The 21,794-nt window shown below is 71.1% G+C and carries 21 protein-coding genes and 1 tRNA gene; 6 read left to right on the top strand and 16 right to left on the bottom strand.

All coding sequences use genetic code 11. The annotated features are described in order from the left end of the window. Positions 1 to 173 precede the first annotated feature (173 nt). Together BLT82_RS04870 and BLT82_RS04865 are read right to left on the bottom strand one after the other, a co-directional pair. A tRNA-Met gene (locus BLT82_RS04870) sits at positions 174 to 247 on the bottom strand. A 62-nt stretch (positions 248 to 309) separates the two neighbouring features. Continuing rightward, positions 310 to 3,219: a UPF0182 family membrane protein gene (locus tag BLT82_RS04865; RefSeq protein ID WP_208867725.1), complete on the bottom strand. Its 2,910-nt coding sequence runs from the start codon at positions 3,217 to 3,219 to the stop codon at positions 310 to 312. A gap of 178 nt (positions 3,220 to 3,397) precedes the next feature. Here BLT82_RS04865 and BLT82_RS04860 point away from each other — a divergent pair, with 178 nt between their 5' ends. Further along, positions 3,398 to 3,955 carry a PPA1309 family protein gene (locus BLT82_RS04860; RefSeq protein ID WP_093652541.1) on the top strand — a complete coding sequence of 186 codons (558 nt, stop codon included), beginning with the start codon at positions 3,398 to 3,400 and terminating at the stop codon, positions 3,953 to 3,955. Between the two features lie 115 nt (positions 3,956 to 4,070). On the opposite strand, the gene BLT82_RS04855 is transcribed toward BLT82_RS04860, so the two are convergent. From BLT82_RS04855 to BLT82_RS04845, 4 genes are all read right to left on the bottom strand, one after another. Then, entirely contained in the window at positions 4,071 to 5,159 is a 1,089-nt protein-coding gene (locus BLT82_RS04855; protein WP_167745960.1) for a YlbL family protein, read from the bottom strand. 140 nt (positions 5,160 to 5,299) lie between these two features. Next, complete coding sequence (locus BLT82_RS37055; RefSeq protein ID WP_167745959.1) at positions 5,300 to 5,470, bottom strand: hypothetical protein; 171 nt, start codon at positions 5,468 to 5,470, stop codon at positions 5,300 to 5,302. A gap of 154 nt (positions 5,471 to 5,624) precedes the next feature. Then, complete coding sequence (locus tag BLT82_RS04850) at positions 5,625 to 6,083, bottom strand: molybdenum cofactor biosynthesis protein MoaE (protein WP_093652539.1); 459 nt, start codon at positions 6,081 to 6,083, stop codon at positions 5,625 to 5,627. Positions 6,084 to 6,246: 163 nt separating this feature from the next. Beyond that, positions 6,247 to 7,359, bottom strand: coding sequence for an SDR family oxidoreductase (locus tag BLT82_RS04845; protein WP_093652538.1), 1,113 nt, complete (start codon positions 7,357 to 7,359; stop codon positions 6,247 to 6,249). Positions 7,360 to 7,580: 221 nt separating this feature from the next. On the opposite strand from BLT82_RS04845, the gene BLT82_RS04840 reads away from it, so the two are divergent. Both BLT82_RS04840 and BLT82_RS04835 read left to right on the top strand, forming a co-directional pair. Continuing rightward, positions 7,581 to 8,999 (top strand): zinc-dependent metalloprotease, encoded by a 1,419-nt coding sequence (locus tag BLT82_RS04840; protein WP_093652537.1) that lies wholly within the window; start codon positions 7,581 to 7,583, stop codon positions 8,997 to 8,999. Continuing rightward, positions 8,996 to 9,520 (top strand): NUDIX hydrolase, encoded by a 525-nt coding sequence (locus BLT82_RS04835; RefSeq protein WP_093652536.1) that lies wholly within the window; start codon positions 8,996 to 8,998, stop codon positions 9,518 to 9,520. Before BLT82_RS04840 ends, BLT82_RS04835 begins: the two co-directional genes overlap by 4 nt. 110 nt (positions 9,521 to 9,630) lie before the next feature. Here the strand turns inward: BLT82_RS04835 and BLT82_RS04830 are convergent, their stop codons facing one another. The 4 genes from BLT82_RS04830 to BLT82_RS04815 form a co-directional block, all read right to left on the bottom strand. Next, positions 9,631 to 10,386, bottom strand: coding sequence for an AIM24 family protein (locus tag BLT82_RS04830; RefSeq protein ID WP_093652535.1), 756 nt, complete (start codon positions 10,384 to 10,386; stop codon positions 9,631 to 9,633). Between the two features lie 19 nt (positions 10,387 to 10,405). Continuing rightward, a complete protein-coding gene (locus tag BLT82_RS04825) occupies positions 10,406 to 11,086 on the bottom strand; it encodes an AIM24 family protein (protein ID WP_093652534.1) in 681 nt (226 codons plus the stop codon). Between the two features lie 13 nt (positions 11,087 to 11,099). Beyond that, positions 11,100 to 12,701 carry a TerD family protein gene (locus BLT82_RS04820; RefSeq protein WP_093652533.1) on the bottom strand — a complete coding sequence of 534 codons (1,602 nt, stop codon included), beginning with the start codon at positions 12,699 to 12,701 and terminating at the stop codon, positions 11,100 to 11,102. A 111-nt stretch (positions 12,702 to 12,812) separates the two neighbouring features. Further along, complete coding sequence (locus BLT82_RS04815) at positions 12,813 to 13,409, bottom strand: M48 metallopeptidase family protein (protein WP_093652532.1); 597 nt, start codon at positions 13,407 to 13,409, stop codon at positions 12,813 to 12,815. A 285-nt stretch (positions 13,410 to 13,694) separates the two neighbouring features. Between BLT82_RS04815 and BLT82_RS04810 the strand changes: the two genes are divergently transcribed. Both BLT82_RS04810 and BLT82_RS04805 read left to right on the top strand, forming a co-directional pair. Beyond that, positions 13,695 to 14,918: a ThiF family adenylyltransferase gene (locus BLT82_RS04810; RefSeq protein ID WP_093652531.1), complete on the top strand. Its 1,224-nt coding sequence runs from the start codon at positions 13,695 to 13,697 to the stop codon at positions 14,916 to 14,918. Beyond that, on the top strand, positions 14,911 to 16,314 hold the full coding sequence (locus BLT82_RS04805) for an ABC1 kinase family protein (RefSeq protein WP_093652530.1): 1,404 nt from the start codon (positions 14,911 to 14,913) through the stop codon (positions 16,312 to 16,314). The genes BLT82_RS04810 and BLT82_RS04805 overlap by 8 nt, the downstream gene beginning before the upstream one ends. Positions 16,315 to 16,411: 97 nt before the next feature. On the opposite strand, the gene BLT82_RS04800 is transcribed toward BLT82_RS04805, so the two are convergent. The 5 genes from BLT82_RS04800 to BLT82_RS04780 form a co-directional block, all read right to left on the bottom strand. Beyond that, entirely contained in the window at positions 16,412 to 16,609 is a 198-nt protein-coding gene (locus BLT82_RS04800; RefSeq protein WP_208867704.1) for a hypothetical protein, read from the bottom strand. Positions 16,610 to 16,747: 138 nt separating this feature from the next. Then, a complete protein-coding gene (locus BLT82_RS04795) occupies positions 16,748 to 17,074 on the bottom strand; it encodes a hypothetical protein (RefSeq protein WP_093652528.1) in 327 nt (108 codons plus the stop codon). Next, a complete protein-coding gene (locus tag BLT82_RS04790; RefSeq protein WP_093652527.1) occupies positions 17,071 to 17,439 on the bottom strand; it encodes a WhiB family transcriptional regulator in 369 nt (122 codons plus the stop codon). Before BLT82_RS04790 ends, BLT82_RS04795 begins: the two co-directional genes overlap by 4 nt. A gap of 169 nt (positions 17,440 to 17,608) precedes the next feature. Continuing rightward, positions 17,609 to 17,941, bottom strand: a complete 333-nt coding sequence (locus tag BLT82_RS04785) for a hypothetical protein (RefSeq protein WP_093652526.1) — start codon at positions 17,939 to 17,941, stop codon at positions 17,609 to 17,611. Positions 17,942 to 18,106: 165 nt separating this feature from the next. Then, positions 18,107 to 20,284, bottom strand: a complete 2,178-nt coding sequence (locus tag BLT82_RS04780; RefSeq protein WP_093652525.1) for an ATP-dependent DNA helicase UvrD2 — start codon at positions 20,282 to 20,284, stop codon at positions 18,107 to 18,109. 174 nt (positions 20,285 to 20,458) lie between these two features. Between BLT82_RS04780 and BLT82_RS04775 the strand changes: the two genes are divergently transcribed. Further along, a complete protein-coding gene (locus BLT82_RS04775) occupies positions 20,459 to 20,716 on the top strand; it encodes a glutaredoxin domain-containing protein (protein ID WP_093652524.1) in 258 nt (85 codons plus the stop codon). A 123-nt stretch (positions 20,717 to 20,839) separates the two neighbouring features. Here the strand turns inward: BLT82_RS04775 and nudC are convergent, their stop codons facing one another. After that, a complete protein-coding gene (gene nudC, locus BLT82_RS04770) occupies positions 20,840 to 21,787 on the bottom strand; it encodes an NAD(+) diphosphatase (RefSeq protein ID WP_167745958.1) in 948 nt (315 codons plus the stop codon). Positions 21,788 to 21,794: the final 7 nt, after the last annotated feature.

Genomic DNA, 21,794 nt, shown 5'->3' with positions numbered 1-21,794 from the left:
GCCAGTGAGGTCACTTCAGCGTTTTGTCGACATGCCCACAGAGAGACAAGTCAAACACGCGTCGCCCGGGACACCGAACTCAACTCACCCCAATCGGGACACGCTTCGGGGGAAATCACCCCTGACACACGCCGAGGGCCCGGATCCTGATGGATCCGGGCCCTCGATCTCAGTAGCGGGGACAGGATTTGAACCTGCGACCTCTGGGTTATGAGCCCAGCGAGCTACCGAGCTGCTCCACCCCGCGTCGTTGTGTACCTACAGTACCACGGTGCGGAGTGGAGCCTGTCCGGTGAACCACCCGTTCGGTCAGCCTCCGGGTTTACTCGGCGGTGCCCCGGGGGCCGGCGACTGCGCTGCCGCCGCCCGCTCCAACGCCGCCTGCAGATCGGCCTGGGCCTTGCCGTACGCCGCCCAGTCGTTCTTCTTGAGCGCCGCCTCGCCTTCCTCGTACGCCTTCTGGGCGTCCGCGATGGCCTGCTTCAGCGCCGCGGTACCCGTGGCCGGCGGCTGGGGCGTGGTGTCGCCCGGCTCCGTCGGCGGCTGCGTCGCGGGCGGCTGCTCGGCGCCCTCCACTCCGAACACCGCGTTCAGCGCCTCGGCCAGACTGTCCTTGAAGACCGGCTTGCCGCCGTACGACACCGCCACCTTCTTCAGCAGCGGGTAGTTGGCGGCGCCGCCTCGGGCGTACACCGGCTCGACGTACAGGAAGCCGCCGTCCAGCGGAACCGTGAGCAGGTTGCCGTAGTCGATCTCCGAGTCGGTGCCCCGCAGGTCGCGGACGAACGTCGCGACCTCCGGCACACTGTTGAGCTCGCTCTGCACCTGCGAGGGGCCCTGCACGGTCGAGGTCACCCTCAGCAGTCTGATCGACCCGTAGCCCTTGCTGTTCGCATCGGCGTCGACGGCCATGAACGCGCCCAGGTTGGGCCGTCCGCTGGGCGTGAACGTCGTCGTCAGCGAGAACCTCTGGTCCTGCTCACCCGGCATCTTCAAGCTCAGGTAGTACGGCGGAACCGCGCTGCCGTCCTTCTGCGTCGGGTCGGCCGGCACCTGCCAGGCGTCACTGCCGCTGTAGAACTGCTCGGGGTCGGTCACGTGGTACCGGGTGAGCAGTTCGCGCTGGACCTTGAACATGTCCTGGGGGTAGCGGAGATGCGCCAGCAGACCGGGCTTGATCTCGCTCTTCGCCTTGACCGTGTCCGGGAACGCCTTCATCCAGGTCTTGAGGACCGGGTCCTTGGTGTCCCACTGGTACAGGTCGACCGTGCCGTCGTACGCGTCGACGGTGGCCTTCACCGAGTTGCGGATGTAGTTGACCTGGTTCTGCTGCGCGACGACGGCACGCTGGCTGTCGGTCAGCGAGTCGGCCGTGGTGTCCCCGAGCGTCGTACGCGAGGCGTAGGGGTAGCCGTTCGTCGTGGTGTACGCGTCGACGATCCACTTGATGCGGCCGTCGACCACCGCCGGGTAGGCGTCGCCGTCGATGGTGAGCCAGGGGGCCACCGCCTCGACGCGCTCCTTGGGCGTGCGGTTGTAGAGGATCCGCGAACCGTCACCGATCGCTCCGGAGTAGAGGATCTGCGGCTCGCTGAACGAGACCGCGTACGCGGCCCGGTTGAAGGCCCCGGAGAGGTCGACCCCGCTCTTGCCCTTGTAGCTGGTGGTCACCTCGCCGTTCTTCTCGTAGTCGAGCTCCTTCTGCGGGCCGCCGACGATCGAGTACTGCTCGGTCTTCTCGCCGTAGTAGATCCGCTGCTCGTACGTGCCGAGCTGGCCCTTGGTGGGCAGACCGGACTCGGTGAAGTCCGGGGCACCCACCGTGCCCTGGTCCTCGTCGGTGATGGTGTTCGTGCCCTTGGCCGCGATCGCGCCGTAGCCGTGGGTGTAGGTGAAGTGGTCGTTGATCCAGTTCCGCTTCGGAATGCCCTTGATGTTGAGCTCGCGCAGACCGATCACCGTGTCCTGCGGCTTCCCGTCGGGGCCGGTGTACCGGTCCACGTCGAGGGTCGCGGGGAACTGGTAGTACTTCCGCTCCTGCTGGAGCTGCTGGAAGGCGGGCGAGACGATGTTGGAGTCCACGAGCCGGTAGCTGGCCGCCGTGGCGGCCTGCTCGCGCTGCTCGGCCTTCCGCTTCGGGTCGCCCTTGCCCCCGTAGTTCTCCGACTTCGCCGCGTCGATGCCGTACGCCTCGCGCGTGGCCTCGATGTTCTTCTTGATGTACGGGGATTCCTTGGCCTGCTCGTTCGGCTGGACCTGGAACTTCTGCACGATGGCCGGGTAGAGGCCGCCGATGAGGATGGCGGAGAGCACCATCAGGCCGAAGCCGATCACCGGCAGCTGCCAGGTGCGCCGCCACAGCGTCGCGAAGAACAGCACGGCGCAGATGACGGCGATGCAGAACAGGATCGTCTTCGCCGGCAGATACGCGTTGGCGTCCACGTACCGCAGGCCCGTCCAGTTGCCCGCGGCCTTGAAGTCACTGGACTTCACGGCCAGGCCGTACCGGTCCAGCCAGTACGCCACGGCCTTGAGCGCGACGAAGAAGCCCAGCAGCACCGACAGGTGTCCGGTGGCCGCGGCGGTCGCCCGCGCCCCGGGGCTCGTGACGCGCAGCCCGCCGTAGAGGTAGTGGGTGAGGACCGCGGCGATCAGGGAGAGCACGACCGCGGCGAAACCGAAGCCCAGCAGGAACCGGTACCAGGGAAGGTCGAAGGCGTAGAACGCCACGTCCATCCCGAACTGGGGGTCCTTCTGGCCGAACGGCACGCCGTTGACCCACATCAGCCAGGTGCGCCACTGGGAGGAGGCGGACGCCCCGGCGATCAGCCCGACGAGCGCGGTGACCCCGAGCAGCACCCACTTCTTGTACGGGGCGATGCCCATCCGGTACCGGTCGAGGCTCTGCTGCTCGAGCGACATCGCGCTCAGCGGGGGCCGCAGCCGGTGCGCGAGCCAGATGTTCACCCCGACCGCGGCGGCCATCAGCAGGCCGAAGACCGCGAACAGACCGATCTTGGTCCAGAGGGTCGTGGTGAACACCGACGAGTACTTCACCGAGCGGTACCAGAGCCAGTCGGTCCAGAACCCGGCGAACATGACAAAGGCCATGGCGAGCACGGCCAGCACGCCGAGCGTCATCAGCAGCGTCCGTACGCGCCGGGACGGCCGGCCCACTCTGATCCGTGGCCCGGTCGGGCCTCCGCCGCGGTCCGGCATCTGGAAAGCCAACGTGCGCCCCTCGAAGTTCGCGGTCGTGTAAAGCGTTGTCAGGGTGCCGTCCCATGCGTCCGGCACCTTTGCGGTAGGCCCACGCGATCGTAGAGCCCACTCATGCAACTTACTGAGGCTTTACCTAGTTCCCGACTCCGGGGCCGAAGGAGGCAGGATATTGAGCATGTCCAACGTTTCCCCCGGCGGCCCCCCGATGGCCGCGAGCCCGCTCACCCGCGCGGTGCTCGAAATCGACGAGTACGCGTCCGGCCTCGGCTGGGACCAGCCGGCCCGGCTCTTCGCCCTCGTCGACACCGCGCAGCTGCGCGCCCAGGAGCCGGGCCTCGCCGCCCAGCTCGGTCTCGACGACGGGGACGCGGCCGCTCCGCTGACCCCGGTCGAGCAGGACGAGATCCCCTCCGGCACCCCGCTGGACGAGTTCCTCGGAACGATCGCCTGGCCCGACGCGGTGGCGGGGTGCGCACTCACTGTGGAGCGGCTGATGCTGCCGCCGTCCGCCGAGACCTCCGTCCCGGAGGGCCTCGACGAGGCCGGCCTGGCCCGATGGGTGGCCGCCCACCCGGACCGCCAGGAGGTCCGGATGACGGTGGCGGTGCTGCGGGACGGTGCCCGCGAGTCGGCACTGCGGCTGCGGGAGAAGGACTCCGCGACCGAGGTGCTCACCGGCGGCGATCTGGTGCCGGGGCTGGCGGAGGCCCTCTCGGCCACCTTCGAGGCGTAGCAGTGCACGGAGGGGGCGCACCGCGGTCGCGGCGCGCCCCCTCTCCGTCCTCGCGGATTCCGTACGTCCCCGCGGCGTCCGTGCCCGCGGATTCCGGCCGTGCCCGCGGCTCTTCTCAGCTCTTGGAGCAGCTGGGCAGATCGGCGGTCTTCCCGCTGCGGATCTTCTCCAGGGACTTCGTCGCGTCGTCGATCGTCTTCACCCTGACCAGCGTGAGGCCCTCGGGGATGTCGGAGGCTGCGGCGGCGCAGTTGTCGCTGGGCGTCAGGAAGTACTCGGCACCCGCGTTCCGCGCGCCGACCAGCTTCATCTCGATGCCGCCGATGGGACCGACCACGCCCCGGTCGTCGATCGTGCCGGTGCCGGCGACGAACTTGCCGCCCGTGAGGTCGGCCGGGGTGAGCTTGTCGACGATGCCGAGCGCGAACATCAGCCCCGCGCTCGGACCGCCCACGTCGGCCAGCTTGATGTCGACGGTGAAGGGGAAGGTGTGGTCCGTGCCGGCCGTGATGCCCACGATGGTCCGCTTGGCCTGCTCCGACCGCACCGTTCCGACCTGCACGTCCTGGGAACCGGTCGGCTCCTTGCCGGCCTTCTCCGCCGCGGCCGCCTCCTTGGCCGGGACGATCGTGAACGTCACCTCGTCACCCGGCTTGTGCTTGACCACGGCCTTCGAGACGTCGTCCGGCTTCTTCACCGGTGTCCCGTCGACGGCCTTGATGACATCGCCCGCATGCAAGGTGCCCTGCGCCGGGCTGTCCTTGCGGATCGAGGAGACGACGACGCGGGACTTCACCGGAATCCCCAGTTCGCGCAGGGCGGCGACCTTGGCGCTCTCCTGGGACTGGCTGAACTCCTCCGCGTTCTCCTGGTTCGACTGCTCCTCGGTCTTGCCGTCCGGATAGAGCGTCTCGTGCGGCACCACGACGTTGTCGTGTGCCAGCCAGCCGTACACGACCTCCGCCAGGTTCATCCTGTAGTCCGCACCCGTGACCCGGACCGTCGTCATGTTGAGGTTGCCGGAGGTCGGGTAGGTCTTGCGGCCGGAGATCTGGAGGACCGGCTCGCCACCGGAGTCGCCGAGGGTGTTCACCGTGGGCCCGGGCGTCATCTCGGAGTAGGGCGGGGTCATGAACACGCCCACACAGAGCAGCACGATGAGCACGAGAGTGGAGGCGAGCATCGTCGCTGTGCGGCGTGGCATGGAACGACAGTACGGGACTGGTCCGTCAGTGCACCCGTCGGGCCGGTCCGTACGGGGCCGCGACCGGGCCGCTCCCCGCGAGGCTCGTCCCCGCACCCGTGCCGGGCGGCGGTGAGGATCCGGCGGGGCCGCCGGTCGCGTCAGACGGCGTCCGTCCCGGAATGGGCCCTCTCCATGGCGTCCCGGAACCGTGCGTAGCCCGCGAGTTCCGCGACATCACCGGTGGTCCGGTTCCTCGATGCCCAGCTTCCCCATATCGCCGCGCCGATGGCAGCGAAAAGCGGAATCAACAACCAAGCGAGTGCCGCCATCACGACCTCCCTACCCCATGAGCTGGAACAACTGCTCGTACAACTGACCGATCAGCAGATTAACCATTTGCCGCTTCAACGCTCATGCCAGGGGGGCGGTTACGCAAATCGGGCCCGGGGCCGCCGGACGGCGCCACCCAGGGCGGGACAGCCCTTAGGCGCCGACCCACTCCTCCGTGCCGTCCGAGAACTGCTGGTGCTTCCAGATCGGGACCTCGTGCTTGAGGTCGTCGATCAGCTTCCGGCAGGCCTCGAACGCCTCCCCCCGGTGCGGGCACGAGACGGCGACGACCACGGCGAGGTCGCCGACCTCCAGGTCGCCGACGCGGTGGACGGCCGCCAGGGCCCGAACGGGGTACTCGGCGGCGACCTTCTCCGCGATGCGGCGCATCTCGGCCTCGGCGGTGGGGTGGCACGAGTAGCCGAGCGCGTCGACGTCCGCGCCGCCGTCGTGGTCGCGCACGGTGCCCACGAAGAGCGCCGTGCCGCCGGCGGCCGCGTCGCCCACGGCGCGGAACACCTCGTCGACGGAGAGCGGGGTGTCCCTTATCGCCAGCAGCCGGATCGGGTCGTCGGCCGCCTGCTCGCCCGGGTGATCGTTCGTGCGTCCCATGGAGCCATCGTGCCGTACGCCACCGACATCGCGTAATGGCGCGTTCGACCGGGTGGCGGCGGCGGGACTTGGAGCCTCCTACAGAGGGAGGCCGCCCGCACGGGGAGGGAGGTTCCGGTACGGCGGGGGCGGCCCGTGCGGAAGGAGGGGCCCGCCCACCGCCTCAGAGCCCGCGGCGCTTGCGGGCGCGTCGGACGAGGGCCGCCGTGCCCAGCAGCGCGACGGTCGCGCCCGCGGCACCCGCGGCGGCGGTGGCGTCCTTGCGGCCGAGGCGGCGGCCGGCGACGGTGTGCCGGCCCTGGACCTCCTCGAGCAGGGCGGCGAGCACCTCCTCGTTGGTCCACTGCGGACGCCAGCCGGCGTCGTGCAGCCTGCCGACGCTGACGACCCACGGGTGCATCGTGTAGGCGAGGTCACCCGCCGGTGAGGGCGTGAGGCCGATCCGGTGCAGCCGCGCCGCCGCGCCGAGGGCGACCGCCGACGGCAGCTCCATGCGCCGGATGCCGCTGAGCTCCTCGACCTCCTCCTGTTCCAGCCAGCCGTCGCAGCCGACCGCGAACTCGCCGTCGACCTTCTCCAGGGCGGCGTACTCCAGCGCGCTCACCAGGTCCTCGACATGGCAGAACTGCCAGGTGGGGCGGGAGCCGGCGACGACGAGCAGTCTCGGGGACTCGAAGTAGCGCGTGAGCGCCGTGTCGGTGCCGCCGATCAGTACGGCGGGCCTGGCGACCGTGACGTTGAGGCCGGGGTGTGCGCGAGGGGCCCGGCGGCTCAGGCGCTCGATCTCCAGCAGGTCGCCGACACCCGTGGCCTCCGCCGTGGCGCGCAGCTCCGCGTCCTCGGAGAGCGGAACGTCGTTGTCGGACAGCGCCCCGTAGACCATCGCCGAGGTGCACAGGACGACCCGGTGGACACCCGCGGCCGCGGCGGCGGTCAGCACGGTCTGGGTACCGCGTACGTTGTACGCGGTACGGGCCGCGGAGTCGGTCTCGAGGTCCAGGTCGAGGGCGAGGTGCACGACGACGTCGGCGCCGCGGAACTTCTCGGCGATGGCCGGGTCGCGCACGTCCAGGACGTGCCAGTGCGCCTCGGGCACGTCACCCCGGCGCTCGTCGACCGCGATGACCCGGCCGATCTCGTCCGACGCGACGAGGCGCCTGGTCAGCAGGTCACCGACGCCGGAGGCGGCGCCGGTCACCGCGACCACGGGGCCGCGCCCCGTGACCGGGGTCGAGGGGTTTCGCGTTGCGCGAACCTGCGGATCTGGGGAACTCACCGGGCGTCTCCAGCGGTTGTCTTCAGTACGTGCGCGGACAGACGTGTACGTAAGAGGTGGCGTCCATCCTGCCGCAGGCCGTGAGCCGGTGGAGCATCCAGCCCATGTCCGGCTTCACATGTCGACGCCTCCGCCACCGGCCGGGCGCCGCTTAGGCTGGTGGTGTAGTCGGGCATTCGCCGCCGGCAGGAAGCCGGCGGCCCTACGAGCCGAGGAAACCCGTGAGTGACACCCCATTCGGATTCGGCCTTCCGCCGGAGGAGCCGGAGAACGGCGACGAGGGCAAGAAGAAGGATCCCGCCGGAGGTGGGCAGGGCTCCGGCGGCGGCCAGGGCGGCCCGGCCAACCCCTTCGGGTTCGGGTTCCCGGGAGCGGGCGGCCCGGGAGGCGGCGCGGACAATCCGTTCGCCGCGATGTTCGGCTCGCTGAACCCGACGGACCTCGGGGCGGCCTTCCAGCAGCTCGGCCAGATGCTGAGCTACGAGGGCGGTCCCGTGAACTGGGACATGGCGAAGCAGATCGCCCGCCAGACGGTCTCGCAGGGCACGCAGGACGGCACGAAGGATTCCAGCGTCGGCCCCGCCGAGCGCGCCGCGGTCGAGGAGGCCGTGCGCCTCGCCGATCTGTGGCTGGACGGTGCGACGTCCCTGCCCTCCGGTGCCGGCACCGCCGTGGCGTGGAGCCGCGCGGAGTGGGTCGAGGCGACCCTTCCGGCGTGGCAGCAGCTCGTCGACCCCGTCGCCGAGCGCGTGGGCGTCGCCATGGGCGATGTGCTGCCCGAGGAGATGCAGGCCATGGCGGGCCCGCTGATCGGCATGATGCGCTCCATGGGCGGCGCCATGTTCGGCCAGCAGATCGGCCAGGCCATCGGCGTGCTGGCGGGCGAGGTCGTCGGCTCGACGGACATCGGTCTGCCGCTCGGGCCGGCCGGGAAGGCCGCGCTGCTCCCGCTGAACATCGAGGCGTTCGGCAAGGACCTCGGCGTCCCCAAGGACGAGATCCGGCTGTACCTGGCGCTGCGCGAGGCCGCCCACCAGCGGCTCTTCGCCCATGTCCCGTGGCTGCGCTCGCATCTGTTCGGCGCGGTCGAGGGCTACGCCCGGGGGATCAAGGTGGACACGTCCAAGCTCGAGGACGTGGTGGGGCAGTTCGACCCCTCACACCCCGAGCAGGTGCAGGAGGCGCTCCAGCAGGGCATGTTCCAGCCCGAGGAGACACCCGAGCAGAAGGCCGCGCTGGCCCGGCTTGAGACCGCGCTCGCCCTGGTCGAGGGGTGGGTGGACGCCGTGGTGCACGACGCGGCCAAGAACAGGCTGACGTCGGCCGGCGCCCTGCGCGAGACCCTCCGCCGGCGCCGCGCCTCGGGCGGCCCCGCCGAGCAGACGTTCGCCACGCTCATCGGTCTCCAGCTGCGCCCGCGCAGGCTGCGGGACGCCTCCCGGCTGTGGGCGTCGCTCACCGACGCGCGCGGCATGGACGGCCGCGACGGCCTCTGGGCACACCCGGACATGCTGCCGACGGCCACCGACCTCGACGACCCGGACGGGTTCGTCCACCGGGAGCAGCTCGACTTCTCGGAGCTGGACAAGATGCTCGGCGAGGCGGCCGAGGGCCGGGACGGGGACGACACCGACAAGTGAACCTGTACGACGACGCCGTCCGCGTGCTCAAGGAGTACGGCGGAGGGCAGGAAGAGCTGCGCCGGACGTATCTGGACCACTTGGCGGACCATCCCGACGGCATGTGGAAGGCGTGCGAGGCCGGGCATCTCACGGCCAGCGTGCTGGTCGTGGACCCGGCACACGAGCGGGTGCTGCTGACCCTGCACAGGAAGCTGGGCATGTGGCTCCAGATGGGCGGCCACTGCGAGCCCGGTGACGCCACTCTCGCGGACGCGGCCCTTCGCGAGGCGACGGAGGAGTCGGGCATCGCGGGGCTGACGCTGCTCCCGGGCGGTCCGGTGACCCTGGACCGGCACGCGATCCCCGCGCCGTGCCACTGGCATCTGGACGTGCAGTACGCGGCGCTGGCGGCGCCGGACGCGGCTCCGGCGATCAGCGACGAGTCGCTCGATCTGCGCTGGTTCGGCTACGCCGAGGTGGCGGATGTCGCCGACGCGTCGGTCGTGCGTCTGCTGGAGCGGACCCGCGCCCGGTTCTAGGCGTCCGGACCAGCCCGCCGACGTGCCGACATGTCGATGTGTCGTCGCGGGATCGGGAGCCGACGGGTCGGGGGCGGTCCCTCGACCGCCCCCGACCCGTCGTCCCGTGCTCAGTTCCAGACGTTGTTCTGGTTCTGGCTGTGGGAGCCGTGCTGGCCCGTGCCGAACTGGGCCCGGACGCCCTGCCCGACCTGGGCGTTCTGCGGCGGCAGGACCTCACTGGGCTGGACCAGGGCGAACCCCTGGCCGAGGAAGCTGAGCTCCCACCCCTCCCCCGTGTTGCCCCGGCGCCGCCAGACGCCGGTGGAATGGGTCTGCGCCTGCATCTGCACCCGCAGCGAGGACGACCAGGCGACGATCGCGTCGGCGTCCACGTTGACGTACTTGTCCGGGGTGACCTGCATCATCAGCGGCTGCCCAGAGGTCATCAGCGCGACCTTGCCCCGGCCCGAGATGTTGAGCTGGTACTTCCCGGAGCCGGAGATGCCGTACTGGCTGTCCACGGCGATGACCTCCGTGTGCAGCGTGGAGTCCAGCGCCAGCACGTAGGCGCTGTCGACGGTCATGCCGTCCTGGTCCACGTCCACCACGTGGACGTACTGGGCGAGGTTGGCGAAGTAGACCGTCCCCTGGCCCGAGCAGCGCATCAGGTCGAGGCCCTCGCCTGTGCGCGCACGGGCGTTGCGCTGGTTCCTCGACTGGTACTCGCCGTCGAAGTCGATCAGACCCTGGTAGGCGACCATCGCCCCCTTGCGGGCGAGGACGTCGTCGTGTCCGGTGAGCGCGACCCGCAGGAGCTGCGGGTTCTGCACGACGTAGCGCTCCTGGGACTGCTGTTCCGCGTAGCTGAAAAGCGGGCTCTGCATGGTGTGTTCTCGCTCCCCCTCAGCCCCGGACCCGCAGTCGGTCGGTGCTGTCCTCACTCGGCTGTACGACGACGATGCCCTGACCCGAGAAGGCCATCTGGTAGGCCTCTCCACTGCCCCGCCCGATGAGGGAGGAGGCCTTGAAGCTGCGCTTCCCCTTCACCTTCAGGTTCGGCGACCAGGCCACGAGGGCGTCCGGGTCGACATAGGTCTCGTCCTCGCCGCGGCCGCAGTCGACGACGATCGGTGTGCCGCGCGAAGTGAGCGCGACCCACCCGGTGCCCGCGACCGTGACGTTCCACAGCCCCTGGCCGGCGAACTTGGCGAGGCCCTTGACCCGCTCGACGCCCCACTGGAGATGCGCGTCGAAGGCGAGCAGATTGGTGCCGTTGACCGAGATCGAGTCGTTGTTGAGGTTGACGACCACGACGTCCGCGCCGTAGTCGGCCAGGTAGAGCAGCCCGTCGCCGGAGCACTTCATGATGGGCGCGCCCTCGCCGGTGACCCACTGTCCGGCGATCTGGCGGACGGCGGGCGGGTTCGGTTCGTACTGGACGAAGCCCTCGTAGGCGACCATCGAGCCGGCACGGGCGAACAGGTCCTGGCCCGAGGCCATGGCGACCTTGAGCATCGTGCGGCCGTGGTTCTCCATCCGGGCCACCACGGGTGTCGGGGCAAAGCCCGCGAGTTGCTGGTTCATTCTCCGGGCTCCCTCAGACCTCGTAGGGCTGGACGACGATGAAGTTGCCGGGGGCGCCCCGGAACTGGAGGTTCACGGTCTCTCCGCTGTGGCCCGGGTAGGAGTTGCGACGCAGTCGCACCTGGCTGGAGAGGATCACCTGGGAGGCCGCCGACCAGGCCACGACGGCGTTGGAGTCGGCGAACGTGGTGGGCGTGACCGGGAGGACGACCGGGATGCCGTGCGTCTTGACGACGACCGTGCCGGTGCCCTGGAACTGCATCGTGAACAGCGCCCCTCCGGGGATGCCGTGCCCCTCGATGCGGCGGACCTCGTGCTGAAGCGACTCGTCGAAGGCCAGCACGTTCTCCGCGGACACGCAGATCGCGTCCCCCTGGAGCTCGATGGGGTGCAGATGCGCGCCTTCCTCGGCGAGGAAGACCTGGCCGCGGCCGCTGCAGCGCATCAGCTGCATCTCCTGGCCCGTCGCGTTGCCGACGATCCGGCCGGAGAAGCCGGCGCCCTTGTAGCCGAAGTCGACCTTGCCCTGGTACATGACCATGCTGCCCTGGCGGGCGAGCACCGGCGTGCCGCCCATCGCCAGGTCGACCCGCATGAGCTGCTGGTTCTGCGGGGTCCACCGCTGGCCGGTGGGCAGTTCCTTGTAGGGCTGGAGGGCCGCCTGGAGTCCCGCGCCGGACTGCGGGGCACCCTGGGGAACGCCCTGCGGCACCGCCCCCGGCTGGCCGTACGGGGCGGGCTGCTGTCCGTAGGGGGCCGGCGCTCCGGGCACCTGGCCCGGGAACTGGCCGAACTGCGGCTGCTGCGGCGGCTGTCCGTACGGCGACGGCGGCGCCTGGGGCGGCACCGTGCCGGCGGGCGGCGTCATCGGGGCCGCGATCGTCGGCGCCGCGTGGATCTGCGGGTTGGCCGGAGCGGGGGCGGGCGCGCCGAACGCCGGCGCGGGCTGAGGCGTCTGGGGAGCCTGCGGGGCCGGTGGCGCCGCGGGAACACCGAACGAGGGAGCGGGCGCGGGGGCGGGCGCGGCAGCGGCCGGCGGGGCGAACCCGGGCACCCCCTGCTGCGGCTGCGGCTGGGCGGGCTCCTCCTCGGCCACCTCACCGCCGAAGTTCTTCAGCAGCGCGTCGAGGCCGCCGTCGAAGCCCTGGCCGACGGCGGCGAACCGCCAGACGTCCTTGAGGTAGAAGTCGCCCAGCATCACGGCGCGTTCGGTGGAGAACTCCGAACCGGTGAAGGCGTACCGGACGACTTCCTCGCCGCCGGCGACGATCCGGATGTATCCGGGGCCGATCTGCGACATCTGACCGGCGCCGTCGACCGTCGCGGTGAACGACAGCTTGTGGATGTGCGCCGGAACACGGTCCAGCGTGACGCGGAACGACTCCGTGTCGCCGGCCTGTGCTCCGAGCAGCTGGACGGACTCCTCGGGCGTTTTCGGCTGGTTGAAGAAGACGAAATAGCGGTCGTCCGAGAGCTGCTCATTGGCGTCGAGACCGAAGCAGCTGATGTCGAAGGTCAGTCCGGGAGCAGAGATCTGCACACCCACGTACAGATCCGTCCCCGGTGTCAGGTCACTGATCTTGGCCTTGTGGCCGCGTTGGAATTCCCTGGCCATGCGTAACGACCGTCCCCCATCCCGACGAAATGCGATTGCGTCGCGCCAGGCTAACGGCTGGCGGCGACATTGAGCCAAGCCGGGACGCATTCGGTACAGGATCGGCGAAGCTCACTCGCCGCGGGCGGCCGGCAGATGGGGCAGACGGTCCGCGGCGACCACGCCCTCCAGGTAGCCCCGGGCGCGCTCGGTGCGCGGGTAAGACTCCAGGAGCCGCCAGAAACGGGGTCCGTGGCCGGGCACCAGGAGGTGGGCCAGCTCGTGGAGGAGCACGTAGTCCACGACGTACTCCGGCATTCCCTTCAGCCGGTGCGAGAGGCGGATGCTGCCCTCCGCGGGGGTGCAGGACCCCCAGCGGGTGTTCTGGTTCGTCACCCAGCGCACCGACGCCGGTCCGGCGCGTCCGTCCAGGTACTGCTCCGAAAGCCGCCGGGCGCGCTCCGCCAGCTCCCCGTCGCCGAGCGCCCGCTTGCTCTCCTGGGCCGCGAGCTTGTCCAGCATCACCGTCACCCAGCGCTGCTCCTCCGCCTCGGACATCCGGGCCGGGATGAGCACCACGGTCCGGTCGCCGTCCCGGTACGCGGAGACCGTTCTGCGGCGCCTGGCGCTGCGGCGGACCTCGACCGCGCTCGTCGCGGAGTGGTGGGACGGCTGGGCGGTCGTGCTGCGCTGCTGGCTACGGGAGCGGAGCGGTCGGTCGGCGGACACGCCCCGACGTTACCCGCTGGAGCAGGGGAAGTCCCGCCCCCGGGCGGGTCGGGATGGCCCGGCGGAACGGTCCGGGCCCGAGCCTCGGAACGAGGGCGCGGCACTTGAACGACTAATACCCCACACCTGTGGACAACCTTTTCCGCCGCCCGGCGAGGACGGGCATTCTGATGCCGTACGAGAAGGGCCCCGCCGGAATCGGCTCCGGTGGGGACGGTGAACGGACGTCACGCGTACGGAGCGTGAACCGAGCGCGGACGGAACGGCGTGCGAACGGGGGCGGATGTGCATCCGGTGGTGAAGCCTGCACTGCGGCAGGCATGGCGGGATCTGCGATATGTGCAGTTCGGAGTGACGGCGGCGCATGCCGTGGTGATGGGGCCGGTGGACACGGCGACCGGGAGCCTGCTGTCGCTGTTCGACGGCACGAGAGGGCTGCCGCGGCTGCGTGAGGAGGCCAGGGCGATAGGACTTCCCGACGGCCACGCCGACGCTCTGCTGGAGCGGCTGGCCGAGGCGGGCCTGGTGGACGACGTGACGGGCGGCGGACCGGCGGCCGCCGCGCTGCGGAAGCGGACGGGGGCGTACGACCGGCTGCGGCCTGATCTGGCGTCGCTGTCGGTGGTCCACCCCGAACCCGGCGGCGGGGCGGCCCGGTTGGCTGCCCGTGGCGCGATGCGGGTCCAGGTGCGCGGCGCGGGCCGGGTCGGTGCGGCGCTCGCCGCCGTGCTGTCCGCGTCCGGGGTGGGCCAGGTGGAGGTGCTGGACGGAGGGCGAGTGGAACCGTGGGACGTGGCGCCGGGCGGGGTCCCCGCGGAGGCGGTCGGCGAGCGCAGGGCGGTGTCCGCGCAGCAGCTCGTGCGCCGTTCCGCTCCGGGCGGAACGCGGCGAACGGCCCGGCGCCCGGACGGCGGGCAGACGGAGCCGCCGCCCCTCTCCCTGGTGATCGTCGCGCCGCGCGACGGCCTCTCGGCGTACGCGCCGGACCCGGGGACCGCAGAGGACTGGATGGCCACCGGAACTCCCCATCTGTACGCGGGTGTTGCCGAGGCGTCCGGCGTGGTGGGGCCGCTGGTGCTGCCCGGGGGCTCGGCGTGTGCCGGCTGCCTGGCACTGGGGCGAGCCGAGCGGGACCCGGTGTGGCCGCGGATGGCGGCCCAGTGGCGCATGCCGCGCCACCGCGGCGCGGGGCCGGGGCCGTGCGACCTCGGACTCGCCACCACGGTCGCGGGCATGGCCGCCTCGCATGCCCTGTCCTTCCTGGACGGTGAACTGCCCGCCAGTACGGGGACCCGCTGGGAGGTGTCCTTGCCGCTGCTCGAGTGGCGATCGCGGCGGATCGGGCCCCACCGTGACTGCCCCTGCGGGGCGGCTGGGCAGACTGAGGGGGAGCGCGCCTCGGGGGCGGGGACGCCGCACGACACAATGGCCGGGGTAGCGGCGTCGACGGAGCAGTGCCGGACGGCGGACGCGGCACGGCAGCTGGGAATTGGAGGGGCGCATGTCTGATCTTCCCCGGAAGGCGGTCACCCGTACGGCCAAGTTGGCCGCTCTGCCACTGGGCTTCGCCGGCCGTGCCACATGGGGCCTGGGCAAGCGGATCGGTGGCAAGTCCGCGGAGATCGTGGCGCACGAGCTGCAACAGCGCACGGCGGAGCAGTTGTTCAAGGTGCTCGGCGAGCTGAAGGGCGGCGCGATGAAGTTCGGGCAGGCCCTGTCCGTCTTCGAGTCGGCGCTTCCCGAGGAGGTGGCAGGGCCCTACCGGGCCGCACTGACCAAGCTCCAGGAAGCCGCTCCGCCGATGCCGACGCGCACGGTCCACGAGGCCCTGGCGGAGCGACTGGGCGAGGACTGGCGCGAGCTCTTCCTGGAGTTCGAGGACAAGCCGGCGGCGGCCGCGTCCATCGGCCAGGTCCATCGCGCGGTCTGGCACGACGGGCGCGAGGTCGCGGTGAAGGTCCAGTACCCGGGAGCCGGAGAGGCACTGCTGTCCGATCTGTCCCAGTTGAGCCGGTTCGCCAGGCTGCTGGGACCCCTGATCCCGGGAATGGACATCAAACCGCTGATCACCGAGCTCCGCGACCGGGTGTCGGAGGAGCTGGACTACGAACTGGAGGCCGAGGCCCAGCGGGAGCACGCGGCGGAGTTCGCCGGCGACCTCGACGTGGTGGTGCCCGACGTGGTGCACCAGTCCGACCAGGTGCTGGTCACCGAGTGGATGGACGGGACACCGCTGGCGGATGTGATCAGCGGCGGCACTCAGGAGCAGCGGGACCGTGCCGGCCAGTTGCTGGCCCGGTTCCTGTTCTCCGGCCCCGCCCGGACGGGGTTGCTCCATGCCGACCCGCATCCGGGGAACTTCCGGCTGCTGCCCGCGGCCGGTGCGGCGGAGGGTGATGGCGATCCGGCCGAGTGGCGGCTCGGCGTCCTGGACTTCGGCACGGTGGACCGACTGCCCGGCGGACTTCCCAGGACCATCGGCGACTCGCTCCGGATGACGCTCGAGGGCGAGGCGGATGCGGTCTACGGAGTCCTGTGCGAGGAGGGCTTCGTCAAGGAGTCGATCGACCTCGACCCGGACGCGGTGCTGGAGTATCTGCTGCCGATCATCGAACCGGCGGAGGCGGACCGGTTCACCTTCACCCGCGGGTGGATGCGGACCCAGGCGGCGCGGATAGCCGATCCCCGGTCTCCCGCGCACCAGTTGGGCAAGCAGCTCAATCTGCCGCCGTCCTATCTGCTGATCCACCGTGTGACGCTGAGCACGATAGGCGTGCTGTGCCAGTTGAACGCGACCGTGCGGCTCCGGGACGAGCTGGAGTCCTGGTTGCCGGGCTTCCTGGCCGACGCCGGGGCCGGCGCTGAAGCGGACGCCGCGGCCGGAGGCGTGGTGGCGGAGGCCTGACCTCCCCGGCCCGGTCAGACCGCGGCGCGAGGTCCCGTCTCCGGTCGGCCGGGCGCCCCCGGTCGGCCGGCGGCACGAGGCCCGGCCGGAGGCCCGCTCACCACCACGACGAGTCGAGCCGGCCCTCGATGGCCCTGATGTTGGCCCGTGCGCACTCCTCGCAGAAGTAGTGGCGGCGGCCGTTCTCCACGGAGCAGGTCCAGGTGGGAGGAGTGCCCTCGGCGACCGCGCCGCACCGGGAACACACGACGTTCTCGGCACCCGGCTGGCCAGGGTGATGAGTCTGTTCGTCCACCACGTGACGATAACCCCGCACGGCGCGCGGGACGGGACAACGCACCGCGGGGGGCCGGTCCCGGGGACCGGCCCCCGCGTGGGGCGCTGATTCTGCGGACGACCAGGCCGCCGCGGACGCGGCGGCCTGACGGCCGGACTACTGCATGACGGCCATGGCCAGCGCGCGGCGGGCGCGCAGGGACGCGCGTTCGGCACGCCGCTGCATCCGCCGAGCGGTCGCCAGGCGCTGGGCCCGGCGCTCCGAGTCGGCTTCCCGCAGGCGCTCGTGCATATGCGCACGTGCCAGGGCTTCTGGGATGAGTTGCATTTCACGGGTCCTGTTCTGACGCGAGGCGTTCGCGCCGATGGTGGTGACGTCTGGAGTCGCGGAGCCGGAAGGCTCGCTGGTGGAAGAGGTCATCGGAGCCTGCTTCTGGGGATCGTGCGTGAGGGGACGGTCGACGGTGCCTGGGTACGCGTTCATGCCGCGACCGGGTTCTTGCGCGGACGGCCACGCGGCCGCTTGCGGGCGACAACGACACCCTGGACGAAGAGCTCTCCGCCCCAGACGCCCCAGGGCTCACGCCGCTCCTTGGCACCCGCGAGGCAGGCCTCGACCAGGGGGCAGGTACGGCAGAGGGACTTGGCGTACTCGACGTCCGCGGGCGACTCGGCGAAGAAGACCTCCGGGTCGTAGGAACGGCAGGGGACGGGTACGCCGAGGTTCTCGATGGCGTCGTCGAGCGCGGTCAGCGCGGTGAGGGGGGTCAAGGTGGAGTCCTCCGTGAGGCCGGGCGGGGGGATCGTTTCGGAAGGCGGTACGGACGGGGCGTGCGCTTCGAGTTGCACGGTGGTGTTTTCCTCGTCTGTTCGTCCGGTCTGTGGACCGGGCTTCGGCTGGTACCGGGTCTTGCTGGTCCCGAGGCCCCTTCGCTCTGTTTCCTCATCGGGGAAAACAGAAGGGCCGCGGATCCCGGGTGGGGTTCCGCGGCCCTGAAGGCGCCGGCCTGATCCTGGATCAGGCTGGATCACTCCAGGGTTCGAGCCCACGGAAGGCCCACATCGTGTGGTGCTGCGTCGTCTGCTGCTTGGTTCCGGCACTGGCCGCCGCGAGGGCATAGGCCTTGGCCTCTGCCGCCACTACTCCTGCTTCCAGTGCCTTGGTCGGTCGCTCATTGCGCTCCCGGACGGGCAGACCCGCGCCGGGGGCGACCGGACGGCCGGCCGCGAGGCCGGACAGACCGGTGCCAATGAACGCCGAACCGGAGAGGCCGAGCGAGCAGGCGGAGACGACCGAGCGATCGGTCATTTTGACGGTGGTGCGGATGAAGCTGGTGTTGATGCTGATCACTGGAATCGCCTCCTCTCGGCGTCTCGGGGACCGGCCGGGGCCGATCACGCGTATTCGGATAAGTACAGCACGGCAACAGGGCTTCGGAGAAGCCGCCGTTCCCGTGGTTAAGAACCTATGGGGCTGACTGGCGCGCGCGCAAACTATTTTCTCGACGAGTTTGTATCAGTCGCCCTCCTCGCCTCCACCGACCTCCTGGCCTGCGCAGATGGCCAGGACATCGGCTCCGAAGCGGTCCAGCTTGCGTCCGCCCACCCCCGAGATCCCGGCGAGTTCGCCCTCGCTGCCGGGCACGGCCTCGGCGATCGCCATGAGGGTCTTGTCGGTGAAGACGCAGTACGCCGGCTGGCCCAGCTCCCTGGCCTGCTCCGCGCGCCACTCGCGCAGCCGCTCGTACAGCGCCTCGTCCATGTCGGAGGGGCAGTCCTCACAGCGCATCAGTTTCATCTCGCCGGCGTCGGTGAGCGTCTTGCCGCACACCCGGCACAGCACCGGGCCGCGACGCTTCCGCCGGCCTCCGGCGGCGCCGCGCTCGATTCCTCCGGCGCCTCCGGCCGTTCGGGTACCGGGGGCAGCGGAGCCGGGCCTGAGGCCGTTCAGGAAGCGGGTGGGGCGCCGGGACGCACGGCCGCCGGGCGAGCGGGACAGGGCCCAGGAGAGCGACAGGTGGAGCCGGGCGCGGGTGACACCGACGTACAGCAGCCGGCGCTCCTCCTCGACCTGCTCGTCGGTCTTGGCGTAGGTGATCGGCATCATGCCCTCGGTGAGCCCGACGAGGAACACGGCGTCCCACTCCAGTCCCTTGGCCGAGTGGAGCGAGGCCAGGGTGACGCCCTGGACGGTCGGGGCGTGCTGGGCGGCGGCTCGCTCGTCCAGCTCAGCGACGAGATCGGCGAGACCGGCCTCGGGCCTGACCCGGGCGAAGTCCTCGGCCAGCCGGACGAGGGCGGCCAGCGACTCCCAGCGGTCGCGCACCGCACCCGAGCCGGCGGGGGGCTCGGTGGTCCAGCCCTTGGTGGACAGCACGGCCCTGACCTGCGAGGGAAGGTCCTCCGCGTCGTCCAGCAGGGAGTCGTTCCCGCCGGCGCGGGCCGCTCCGCGGAGGGCTACGCCCGCCTCCCGGACCTCCGCGCGCTCGAAGAACCGCTCGGCGCCGCGCAACTGGTAGGGGACGCCCGCGTCGGCGAGGGCCTGTTCGTAGACCTCGGACTGGGCGTTGACCCGGAACAGCACGGCGATCTCGCCGGCCGGGACGCCCGCGGCGATCAGGTCGCGGATCCGGCGGGCGGTGCCCTCCGCCTCGGCGGGTTCGTCCGCGTACTCCGTGTAGGACGGGTCCGGGCCGGGGTCGCGCTGGGAGACCAGTTCCAGCCGGTGCTCGGCGGCGCGGCCGCGGGCCTGTCCCAGCAGACCGTTGGCGAGATGGACGACCTGGGGCGTCGACCGGTAGTCGCGCACGAGCTTGACCACCGTCGCCTGGGGGTGGCGGGTGCGGAAGTTCAGCAGATGGTCCGGGGTGGCACCGGTGAAGGAGTAGATCGTCTGGCTGGCGTCGCCCACGACGCACAGGCTGTCCCGGTCGCCGAGCCACAGGTCCAGCAGACGCTGCTGGAGCGGCGACACGTCCTGGTACTCGTCCACCACGAAGTGCTGGTACTGGCGGCGAATCTGGTCGGCGATGTCGTGGCGGTCCTGGAGGATCCCGACCGTGAGCAGCAGGACGTCCTCGAAGTCGATCGCCGAGCGGTCGCGCTTCAGCTGCTCGTACAGCGCATAGATCTGGCCGATCTCCGCGGGGTCGCGAGGCGCGTCCCTGAGGGACTTGGCGACGGCGGCGGGATAGTCGGCGGGGACGGTCTGGGTGACCTTGGCCCACTCGATCTCGCTGGTCACGTCCCTGAGCTCATTGCGGTCGAGCCGGACACGGCAGCGGGCGGCCGCCTCGGCGACGAGCTGGACCTTGCGCTCCAGCAGCCTCGGCAGCTCGCCGCCGACGGCTTTCGGCCAGAAGTACTGGAGCTGCCGCAGCGCCGCCGAGTGGAACGTGCGGGCCTGTACGCCGCCCGCGCCCAGCTGCCGCAGCCGGCCGCGCATCTCCCCCGCCGCACGGTTGGTGAAGGTGACGGCCAGCACACTCGCCGGCTGGAGTATCCCGGCACGCACTCCGTAGGCGATGCGATGGGTGATCGCCCGCGTCTTGCCCGTACCGGCGCCGGCCAGGACGCACACCGGACCGCTCAGAGCGGTCGCGACCGCCCGCTGCTCGGGATCGAGCCCGTCGAGCACCGCGTCCGCGGACTCGGGGACCTGAGGGAAGAGGGAGGAGTGCGTTGCTGCTGTCACCCCGCCATGCTGCCAGGTCCCGCGAGATCACCGGGACGGTTGTCCACAGGGGGACGGGTTTGGTCGTACCGGTGGCACCGGTACGGGAATGGCGGCCGGGCCCCGTACGTTCAACACGCGGAAACCCCCGTGGGGCACCCCACCCCCACCGGCCCAGAGGAGCGGGAGAAGGACATGCAGGGAACTCTGACGATGTACAGCACCACCTGGTGCGGCTACTGCCGGCGGCTGAAGAGCCAGCTGGACCGCGAGGGGATCTCGTACGTCGAGATCAACATCGAGGAGGACCCGCAGTCGGCCGCGTTCGTCGAGAAGGCGAACGACGGCAACCAGACCGTTCCGACCGTCCTCGTGGTGCCGCCGAACGGCGGCGAGGACATCGTCATGACGAACCCCAGCCTGGCGCAGGTGAAGCGGGCCCTCGCGATCTGACGCGGCGGGTCCGGCACCGACGACGCCCCCTCCGGTGAAGACCACCGGAGGGGGCGTCGTCGTGCCCGGCGCGCGTCCGGCGGACGCGTTCCGCGCCCGTCGGCGCGGAACGCATGCGGAGCCTCAGGCGGGGGAGCCCGGCTTCGGCAGGGGCTTCCCGTACCAGAGCTCGATCAGCCGGGAGGCGATCGAGATCCCGTACGGGGGAAGGACCTCCCCCGACTCGAAGGCCGCGCGCAGGTCCTCCCGGGAGAACCAGCGGGCCTCGTGGATCTCCTCGCCGTCCACGGAGATCTCGGACGAGGTGGCGCGGGCCATGAAGCCGAGCATCAGGCTGTAGGGGAAGGGCCACGGCTGGCTGGCGACGTACTCGACCTCGCCGACGGTCACGCCGGCCTCCTCGTACACCTCGCGGACCACCGACTGCTCGATGGACTCACCGGGCTCGACGAAGCCGGCGAGGGTGGAGAAGCGGCCCTCCGGCCAGTGGACCTGGCGGCCGAGCAGTGCGCGGTCGTCCTCGTCCGTGACGAGCATGATCACCGCGGGGTCGGTGCGCGGATAGTGCTCGGCGCCGCAGGCCGGGCAGCGGCGGATGTGGCCGGCGGCGGCGATGACGGTCCGCTCACCGCAGCGGGAGCAGAAGCGGTGGAGCCGCTGCCAGTTCTCCAGGGCGACCGCGTGCACCATCAGTCCCGCGTCCCTGGGGGACAGCAGCAGACCGGCCTCGCGCAGCCCCGCGGGGCGGGCGGACTGGTCCATGCGGCCCGGGAGGGAGTCCTTCTGCAGGGCGAAGTAGCTGACGCCGCCCTCGTCGGTTCCGAGGAAGTACCGGTGGGTCTCGGTCGGGGGTGCCTCGAAGGCCGGGGTCGTCACCAGTTCGGTGCGGCCGTCGGGGGTGTCGTCGATCAGCACCTGACCGCCGGAGACGACGAACACCCGGGTCGTCGGGTGGCTCCACGCCGCCGCCAGCCAGGCCTCGTCGAGTCGGTGGTGTGCGGCGCGGTCGATGCCGCTGGGCGCGGTGAGGCCGATGGGACGGCCGTCGGCGACGTGATCGAAGGTGCTCACAGGTGCT

The organism is Streptomyces wuyuanensis (assembly GCF_900103455.1).
GTDB lineage: Bacteria > Actinomycetota > Actinomycetes > Streptomycetales > Streptomycetaceae > Streptomyces > Streptomyces wuyuanensis.
This window is presented reverse-complemented; position numbering and strand designations above follow the sequence as displayed.

Coding starts and splice junctions, on each gene's coding strand:
- BLT82_RS04775 (WP_093652524.1), top strand. CDS start 20,459: ATGCAGGGAACTCTGACGATGTACAGCACCACCTGGTGCGGCTACTGC.
- BLT82_RS04830 (WP_093652535.1), bottom strand. CDS start 10,386: ATGCAGAGCCCGCTTTTCAGCTACGCGGAACAGCAGTCCCAGGAGCGC.
- BLT82_RS04850 (WP_093652539.1), bottom strand. CDS start 6,083: ATGGGACGCACGAACGATCACCCGGGCGAGCAGGCGGCCGACGACCCG.
- BLT82_RS37055 (WP_167745959.1), bottom strand. CDS start 5,470: ATGGCGGCACTCGCTTGGTTGTTGATTCCGCTTTTCGCTGCCATCGGC.
- BLT82_RS04805 (WP_093652530.1), top strand. CDS start 14,911: ATGTCTGATCTTCCCCGGAAGGCGGTCACCCGTACGGCCAAGTTGGCC.
- BLT82_RS04860 (WP_093652541.1), top strand. CDS start 3,398: ATGTCCAACGTTTCCCCCGGCGGCCCCCCGATGGCCGCGAGCCCGCTC.
- BLT82_RS04820 (WP_093652533.1), bottom strand. CDS start 12,701: ATGGCCAGGGAATTCCAACGCGGCCACAAGGCCAAGATCAGTGACCTG.
- BLT82_RS04865 (WP_208867725.1), bottom strand. CDS start 3,219: ATGCCGGACCGCGGCGGAGGCCCGACCGGGCCACGGATCAGAGTGGGC.
- BLT82_RS04825 (WP_093652534.1), bottom strand. CDS start 11,086: ATGAACCAGCAACTCGCGGGCTTTGCCCCGACACCCGTGGTGGCCCGG.
- BLT82_RS04855 (WP_167745960.1), bottom strand. CDS start 5,159: ATGCCACGCCGCACAGCGACGATGCTCGCCTCCACTCTCGTGCTCATC.
- BLT82_RS04795 (WP_093652528.1), bottom strand. CDS start 17,074: ATGAACGCGTACCCAGGCACCGTCGACCGTCCCCTCACGCACGATCCC.